This is a genomic window from Verrucomicrobiota bacterium, from assembly GCA_016871535.1.
Lineage (GTDB): Bacteria > Verrucomicrobiota > Verrucomicrobiia > Limisphaerales > SIBE01 > VHCZ01.
Genome location: VHCZ01000055.1, coordinates 22,215 through 30,510 on the forward strand (window position 1 = coordinate 22,215; position 8,296 = coordinate 30,510).

Genomic DNA, 8,296 nt, shown 5'->3' on the forward strand with positions numbered 1-8,296 from the left:
ACTGCCCGCTGGATCGTGTATCGTGGCTTCGATGTCCGAGGCCGCATCGACTCCAAAACCTTCCGCGCTGGCGAGGCCGGTCGTTGTCTTGCGCGGAGTCGGGCCTGACCGCCGGGCGCAGTTGGCGCGACTGGGCCTGAACACGGTTGGCGACCTCCTGTTTCATCGTCCACGGCGCTATGAGGATCGCCGGCACTTCCGCCGGATTGGCGAAGTGCAACTGGGGGAGTTGGCCGCGACACGGGGGCATATCGTGGCGTTGGGGCTGAAGCGTTACGCCAAGGGCCAGAAATCCGTTTTTGAGTTCATCCTGGAGGATGGGACCGGGCGCCTGCACTGCCGATGGTGGAACCTCCCGTACATGCAACAGTATTTCGCGCAAGGCGACGAAGTGCTGGTTTATGGGAAGGTCAATTCGCTGCGCCCGCGCACCATCGATCATCCCGAAACCGAAGTTGTCGTGGCGAACGAAGACAACTCGATTCATCTGAGCCGGATCGTGCCGATTTATCCGCTCACCGAAGGGCTGTCCCAACGCTGGCTGCGCTCGCTGATTTTTCGTGCGTTCCAGGAATACGGAACAGCCATCACCGAACCGTGGCCCAAGCTGTCGATTCCCGATTTGCCTCCACGCCGAAAAGCCGTCGAGATGCTCCATTATCCCGCGGAGCTGGTGGATCTGGAATTGTCGCGGTGCCGGCTGGCGTTGGATGAATTGATTGATCTGCAACTGGCGATTCAACGGCGCAGAAAACGGCTGGCCGCAAACGCCCGGGGCTGGCCGTGCGGCGGAGACAATCGGTTGATCAAACCGTTTCTCGCGCAGCTCGGCTTCTCGCTCACCACTGCGCAAACCAAGGTGTTGCGCGAAATCCGCAAGGACATGTCCGGCGGGCAGCCGATGCGCCGATTGCTCCAGGGGGACGTCGGATCGGGCAAGACGGTCGTCGCGGCTTGTTGCACGCTGATGGCCTTGGAAAGCGGCTTCAACGTCGTCTTGATGGCGCCCACGGAGATTCTGGCGGAACAACATTTTCAGAATTTCGCGCGCTGGTTTGGCCGGCTGGGGATCGAAGTGGGCCTGCGGACGGGGAGCTATCGAACGTCGAACGCGGAGCAGAGAACATCGAGCATCGAACCTCGAACGTCGAACGTCGAACCGCCGGCGCGCAGCCCATCGCCTCTCGCCTCTCGCCTCTCGCCGAAGGCGGACCGCCAATCGCCGATCGCCAATCGCCAATCGCCTGCGCTGACAATCGGCACGCATGCCTTGATCGAAGATTCGTTCGGCCAAGAAAATCTCGGTCTGGTCATCATCGACGAACAACACAAATTCGGCGTCGCCCAACGGGAGAAGCTGGTTCGCAAAGGCCGTTATCCGCACTTGCTCGTCATGACCGCCACGCCGATTCCGCGCACGCTCGGACTGACGCTTTACGGCGATCTGGACATCTCCGTGATCGACGAGCTGCCGCCCGGACGTTCGCCGGTCAAAACGTTTGTGCGAAGCGCGGAGCGCTTGCCGAAAGTCTGGGAGTTCATTCGCGATAAGCTGACGGAAGGACGCCAGGCGTTTGTGGTTTATTCGCGCGTCGAGGAAGGCGGGACGGGCGGATTGAAAGCGGTCACAAAAGAACGAGACGCGGTGCAGAAGGCGCTCGCGTCATATCGCGTTGGCCTTCTGCACGGGCGGTTGCCGAGCGAGGAAAAGGAGAAAACCATGGCCGCCTTCCGCAACGGCGCAATTCATGTTCTCCTGGCCACTTCGCTGGTGGAGGTGGGCGTCGATGTGCCGAACGCCACGATCATGCTGGTCGAGAACGCCGAGCAGTTCGGCCTGGCGCAATTGCACCAGTTGCGCGGCCGGATCGGCCGCGGCTCTCACGAGTCCTATTGCATCCTGGTCGCGGCTCCCAACAGCCCGGAAGCCGAAGAGCGTTTGAAGGTGCTGGAAGAGACGGGAGACGGTTTCCGCATCGCCGAAGCGGATTTGAAGCTGCGTGGTCCCGGCGATTTGTTGGGGCAGGAGCAAAGCGGGATGCCGCCATTGGCATTCGCTGATCTGAAGGAAGACCTGGCATTGATCGAGCGCGCCCGGAGTTTGGCCGCCTCGATTATCACCGTTGAGCCTGGAAACCGCCATTCAACCGCAGATGAACGCAGATAGACGCAGATGGGACACTCGTGAGGAGACGGACACGCATTTCACGAATTGGCACGAATTGGAGCTGAGGAGATCAATTCGTGAAAATTAGTGTAATTCGTGCCACCAACTCCTCTGGATCCAAGGTTGAGCACTAACTCGGCTTGGAATTCTTGAGCGTCGGTTTAGATTGAGCGCATGAAAGCGAACTGGTCGGTCCTCCTGGCGGTGGCGGTCAGCCTGGGTGGATGCGGCAAAAGGGACGCAGCCCCGACGGCCGCGAAAGCCACGAATCCGCCCGCCGCCAGCGGAAATCCACTCACGGCGCCAGTCGATTATTTGGGCGCGGTGGGCAAGGCGCAGAAACTCGCCACGAAAACCGTGGACCTGACCTCGCTCAATCAGGCCATCCGCCAATTTCACGCCGGCGAAGACCGGTTTCCAAAAGATCTGAATGAACTCGTGACGGAGGGATACTTGCCGCGGCTTCCGGCGCCGCCGTCGGGCACTCGACTGGAATACAGCCCCGCGCGCGGTCAGGTGCGAGTCGTGCGGCAGGACCATTGACAAAGTAGCGCAGAATTGAATTCTGCTGTATCGCGGATTTGCAATCCGCATAGGGTCTCAGCGGGTTGGACGCGCTTGGATCTCCCGACGCCTTGCCGAATGCAATGCGGCGATACGGCAGATTGAAAATCTGCGCTACTTTGTCAAAAGCCCTGAGTCGTGCGGCAGTGAGGCGCGAATTTTTCTCGTCAAAGCTTCCAAACGCAGGCAAAGAGTTGTCCCTCTTTCGGCATGAGCGAAGAAATTGTCATCCTCGATTTTGGCTCGCAGTACACCCAGGTCATCGCCCGGCGCATCCGCGAGTGCAACGTCTATTCCACGATTCTGCGCTACGATACGCCGGCAGCCAAAATCGCCGCGCGCAAACCGCGGGGCCTGATCCTGTCCGGCGGGCCAGCGAGCGTGTACGCCCAAGACGCGCCTTTGCCGGATCGCGGCATCTTCAAGCTGGGCGTGCCGATCCTGGGGATTTGTTACGGCGTCCAATTGTTCGCGCAGTACCTGGGCGGAAAAGTTGAGCCAGGCCAGAAGCGTGAATTCGGCAAAGGCACCCTGACGATTCGGGACGGTGGTTGCCCGATCCTCAAGAAGCTTCCCTGCAGCCTCCAGGTTTGGAATTCGCACGGCGACAAACTCACGCGCCTGCCGGCGGGTTTCAAACCTGTCGCGGTTACGGAGAATTCCGATTACGCGGCGATTGAGGACAAGGCGCGGCAATTCTATGGAATCCAATTTCACCCCGAAGTCGCGCACACGCCACGCGGCCGCGAGATCCTCAGCAATTTCGTCCACGGCGTGTGCGGTTGCGGCAAGGAGTGGACGATGCGGAGCTACATTGACCAATCGGTCGAGGAAATCCGGGTGCAGGTCGGGGATGAGAAAGTCATTCTCGGTCTGAGCGGCGGCGTGGATTCGAGCGTCGCGGCGGCTCTCCTCCACAAAGCCGTCGGCGATCAACTCACGTGCATCTTCGTGAACAACGGCCTGCTGCGCGCGCGCGAGGCGGAAGTTGTCCAGAAAGTCTTTGGCCGCCATTTCAAGATCAAGCTGCAATACGAGAACGCGTCGAAGATTTTCCTGAAACGACTCAAAGGCGTCACCGATCCGGAGCGGAAGCGAAAGATCATTGGTCGCGCGTTCATTGAGGTGTTCGAAGCGGCGACGCGGCGGGCGGGCAAGGCCCGGTTTCTGGCGCAAGGCACGCTCTATCCCGATGTGATCGAATCCGTGCCGATTGCAGGCAACCCGGCCGCGCTCATCAAGAGCCACCACAACGTTGGCGGCTTGCCGAAGCGGATGAAGTTTGAGCTGGTCGAGCCGTTGAAATGCCTGTTCAAGGATGAAGTGCGGCAACTCGGACTCGAACTCGGATTGCCGAAGGAAATCGTGCTGCGCCAGCCGTTCCCAGGCCCGGGCCTGGCCGTGCGCATCCTGGGTGAAGTCACGCCCCGGCGTTTGGAAATTCTTCGCAACGCGGATGCCATCGTGGTCGAGGAAATGAAAGCGAGCGAATGGTACTACAAAATCTGGCAGAGCTTTGCGGTCCTCCTCCCCGTGCGCAGCGTCGGCGTGATGGGCGACGAGCGGACTTACGATTACACCATCGCCTTGCGCGCCGTGGACTCGAAGGACGGAATGACCGCGGATTGGGTCAAGCTGCCGTATGAACTTCTGGAGAAGCTCTCGAACCGGATCATCAACGAAGTGAAAGGGGTCAACCGCGTTTGCCTGGACATCTCCAGCAAACCGCCGGCGACGATTGAGTGGGAGTGATGGGCGGACGTTGGAGCGTTAGTTAGAATCGCTGAGGGATTCGTCCCTCCCGCTTTAACGACTGCGCTGTAATCTTGCTTCATATGCACGCCTGGGAGGCTATGCTTCGCCCGTGACTTTAACTCCTGTCTCCACATTTCCTCTGGATGGGATGCAGACCGCGTCGGCTCGATTCAACAACGCTGCGGAGGCAATTTCCCGCGGTGAAGTTGAGGCCGAGCAAATGGTGGAGTTGACCGAAAGCCAGCGCGCATTTGAAACGAACGCTGCCGCGGCCAAAGCCGCCAACGACACCCTCGGAACGGTTCTCGACGCGTTCGCGTAGCCGTCGGTAAGCATTCAGTGCGTCGGTGGGGCGAGGCTCCCGCGGAGCCTGATTGCAAAGGCGATTTCAGAGAGCAGAGGCTCCGCAGGAGCGTCGCCCCACCAGCCATCTCCTTCAGATCATCTGTATCCGCCACACGCGGTTCGGTTGATCGAAGCCGCGAAACTTGACTTCTTTCGGCTCGGCAGTCCGGCCGGTCTTCTTCAGAAACTCCTGCGTCTCCGGCCGGGCATACAGTTCGTCTGAAACCGCCAGATCATTCCCCAGGCAACAGCCATCCATGCGCGCGGTAAAATTCACCGTCGTGCCAAAGTAATCGAGCTTGACGTTGGCGTTGACGGCCAGGCATGGGCCGATGTGCAAACTGGATTTCAGCATCAGGGGCGCAGGGAGGTCGGTCGCCGGCAGCGCCGCGTGCAGCCGTTCGTGCATTTGCTGGACCGACGCGAGCGCTTCCTCTACGCGGCTGAACACCGCCATAATGGCATCGCCGATCGTTTTGACGATGGCGCCGTGATGATCGCGAACCGCCTCGATGAGCACTGCGAAATGATCCCGAACGACGACGTAGGCCGGCGCGTCGCCGATCCCGTTGTACATCGCGGTCGAGCCGCGCAGGTCCGTGAACAACACGATCTGCGCGCCCACGGTGATCTGTTCGTTGGGAGAAATGACCTCGGCGTCGAATAAATCGCGGAACTCCTGCCAGTTCGTCACCTGGGCCGCGGTCAGGATATCTTCGCTCCACTCGACACTTTCCAGGGCAATCTGAACGGTGAAAGGATTTGGGTTCTCGAAATGCAGCAGACCTTCGGCGGTTTTCTCGGATGCGGATTCGATTTCAAAAACGCTCTGGCAAGCAGCGGACTCGAAGGAAAGAACTGGGGCGCGAAATTCCGGATCCAAGCTCGCGGATGAATTCCCCCTCTCTTCCCTGCGAAGGGAGGAGAGGGCCGGGGAGAGGAGGGCCGTCTTCCTGGTCCTTCCCCTCTCCTCGATCCTCTCCCCACTCGTTCCTCGCGGGGCGAGGAACGTCCCTTCCAGACAGGATCAGTGGTTCCTTGACTTGCGGAGACCGCATGCGGAAGGGCCGATTCACTGGCGGCAGTTTCCACGGGCGGCTTTGGCCCGGACCGATCAGCAATTGGCTGTAAATGTGCGGCTTTCCCCCCGGTCCGGCCAGGCAGAAGGTCTGCGCGTCACAGGGGCGGACATTGGGGTGAACGCTGAATTTCAATTCCACCCATTTGTCGAATTCTCCATCGAACTTGATCTGGCAGACTTCGCAGTGAGAACTTTGCCGAACCTGCCCCAAGGAGGTCGCACGGGGCTGGCGGGTGGACCGGCAATTCGGGCAGAGCACTTCCCAACTGAAATTCAGAAGTCCGCAGCGCGTGGCCTGAAGGAACAGGCGGAGCACTTCCCATCGGTCGTCCCCCCACCCGCGCGCCACAGCAAAAGGTCTCACGTGAGTCAGCTCCACGTCTGGCGCGTCGCGGAGCATCCGCTCCAGTTTCGGCACCAGTTCTGGCCGCGGCCTCATGCGCGCAACTTCGCGAGACCGGCGTCCAGCGCGGCTTCTGCGACGGGCTTCCGGGGCAGGTGAGGAAGCGCCACCGGCTTCTGACCCCGCAAATGTTCGGCCACGTGGCGGATGATTTCTTCCATTCCGCGGTTGGTTTTTGGTCCCAGCACCGCGCGGACAAGCCAGGCGCCAAATCGGCCTTTGGGAGTGAAATCACTGAAAGCGCGGACCCGGGTTATTCCCGAGCCCGATTCGGTCAAGTCCACGCCCATCTTTCCTTCCGTGAAGGGACCGCGGTCGAAGATGCGATGCACGCAGTAAAACTCCTCCTCCATCCACTCAAACGGGATTTCCCGCCATTGAAGTTTGGCGCCTAGAAAACTGGCGTGAGCGGCCACGGCGCTGCCGCCTTCGGGCAAAGGCCGGATTTCATAGCGGACCGGCGGCAGACCGAGCGCGCGATTGATCCAATCCGTCTTGCTCATGATGGGCCACACGGCCCGGCGCGGAAACGGAATTTCGCAACTGGTTTCGGTGTGAACGTTCGGCATACGCAGCGCGGGCAGCCGCGGTGAGAATCGTTAAATCGGTTGCGATCCAAACGGCAGAAAAACTTTCGCCGTTCGACATTTGGGAATTCTTTCGTCATTGGGTGCCCGGTCATTCGTCATTCCTTACGCCCGAACGGGGGCTTGGATGCAGCACGGCCCAACTGTTACCGGTCTCGTTCCAACAAGTACCTGGCCAGTGCTTCCAAGGCCACGGCCCGGCCCTCGAAGGGGCGAAGCGCCGAGTAAGCTTTGTTCGTCAACTGCAGGGCGATTTTCCGGGAACGGTCCAAACCCAGAATGGCCGGGTAAGTCGCCTTCTCGGCGGCATGATCCTTCCCGGCGGTTTTGCCGAGTTGCTCGCTGGTTTGAGTCACGTCGAGAATATCGTCGATCACCTGAAACGCCAGACCGACATGGTAGCCGAAGTCGGTCAGCGCGCTCAATTGGGCCGGCGTGCAATTCGCGCTCATCCCTCCCAATCGCACGGCGCAACACAGCAACGCGGAAGTTTTGCGTTCGTGGATGTACCGCAGTTGGCCGGCGGAAACCGATTTGCCTTCCCCCTCCAGGTCCGCAACCTGTCCGGCAATCAGTTGCAGCGAACCTGCCGCGCGAGTCAATTCCTGGAAAATCGTCCGGTGGGGATGACGCGGCCAACCTTTGGCCTGTGCTGCGATCTCGAAAGCCTGGGTCAACAGAGCGTCTCCGGCCAGGATCGCGATGCCTTCGCCGAAAACTTTGTGGTTGGTGGGCTTTCCCCGGCGAAAATCGTCGTCGTCCATCGCCGGGAGATCGTCGTGAATGAGCGAGTAGGTGTGGATGCATTCCACGGCGCACGCGAGGGCCATCGCGGCTTGAACTTGGCCGCCGCACGCTTCCGCCGCGGCCAGGCAGAGCGCCGGGCGAATCCTTTTGCCCCCGGCGAACAGCGAATAACGCATCGCCCGGTGGATCGTGCCGGGTTTGGTTCGGGCCGTCGGCAGAAATCGGTCGAGCGCCCGATTGATCGCCCGGGATCGGGCGTCGAGGTACGCTCCTAGGTTGAAGGAACTGGATCGAGATGAGCCGACAAAAGTGGAAGCCACCGACATCGGAAGCCTTTTAGTGAAAGGCGGCGGTAGAATCAAGCGCGCATTGGCCCCGTAATCATCTGCTTGAAATCGCCGTGCGCCGTATCCCTCGGTTAACGACGGTGGGGCGACGCTCCTGCGGAGCCTTTCTTCGATGGCATTGGCTCGGCGGGAGTCCTCGCCCGTCCTCGCCCCACCCTCAACTGAGGCGATACTAGGGCGCGTCGTTCCTCCTCGGTAGCCGTTTGGAGATACGAGGGTTGGCATTTTTTTCGGAACATTCCTCTTTCACTGTTTTACGCTCGCGGCATGAGCAAACACAAACGCCGCGACCTTTCCGCC

The 8,296-nt window shown here is 60.4% G+C and carries 7 protein-coding genes; 4 read left to right on the forward strand and 3 right to left on the reverse strand.

Annotation, left to right across the window (positions count from 1 at the left end; genetic code table 11):
* Window positions 1-31 precede the first annotated feature (31 nt).
* The 4 genes from FJ398_09835 (at window position 32) to FJ398_09850 (ending at window position 4,808) form a co-directional block, all read left to right on the forward strand.
* On the forward strand, window positions 32-2,167 hold the full coding sequence (locus FJ398_09835; GenBank protein ID MBM3838250.1) for an ATP-dependent DNA helicase RecG: 2,136 nt from the start codon (window positions 32-34) through the stop codon (window positions 2,165-2,167).
* A 174-nt stretch (window positions 2,168-2,341) separates the two neighbouring features.
* Entirely contained in the window at window positions 2,342-2,710 is a 369-nt protein-coding gene (locus FJ398_09840) for a hypothetical protein (protein MBM3838251.1), read from the forward strand.
* Between the two features lie 231 nt (window positions 2,711-2,941).
* Window positions 2,942-4,483, forward strand: a complete 1,542-nt coding sequence (guaA, locus tag FJ398_09845) for a glutamine-hydrolyzing GMP synthase (GenBank protein MBM3838252.1) — start codon at window positions 2,942-2,944, stop codon at window positions 4,481-4,483.
* Window positions 4,484-4,595: 112 nt separating this feature from the next.
* Window positions 4,596-4,808 (forward strand): hypothetical protein, encoded by a 213-nt coding sequence (locus FJ398_09850; GenBank protein MBM3838253.1) that lies wholly within the window; start codon window positions 4,596-4,598, stop codon window positions 4,806-4,808.
* A 114-nt stretch (window positions 4,809-4,922) separates the two neighbouring features.
* On the opposite strand, the gene FJ398_09855 is transcribed toward FJ398_09850, so the two are convergent.
* The 3 genes from FJ398_09855 to FJ398_09865 all read right to left on the reverse strand — a co-directional run bounded on the left by FJ398_09855 (window position 4,923) and on the right by FJ398_09865 (window position 7,975).
* Window positions 4,923-5,714: an adenylate/guanylate cyclase domain-containing protein gene (locus FJ398_09855; protein ID MBM3838254.1), complete on the reverse strand. Its 792-nt coding sequence runs from the start codon at window positions 5,712-5,714 to the stop codon at window positions 4,923-4,925.
* A 633-nt stretch (window positions 5,715-6,347) separates the two neighbouring features.
* On the reverse strand, window positions 6,348-6,884 hold the full coding sequence (locus FJ398_09860) for a hypothetical protein (GenBank protein ID MBM3838255.1): 537 nt from the start codon (window positions 6,882-6,884) through the stop codon (window positions 6,348-6,350).
* A gap of 164 nt (window positions 6,885-7,048) precedes the next feature.
* Window positions 7,049-7,975 carry a polyprenyl synthetase family protein gene (locus FJ398_09865; protein ID MBM3838256.1) on the reverse strand — a complete coding sequence of 309 codons (927 nt, stop codon included), beginning with the start codon at window positions 7,973-7,975 and terminating at the stop codon, window positions 7,049-7,051.
* Window positions 7,976-8,296: the final 321 nt, after the last annotated feature.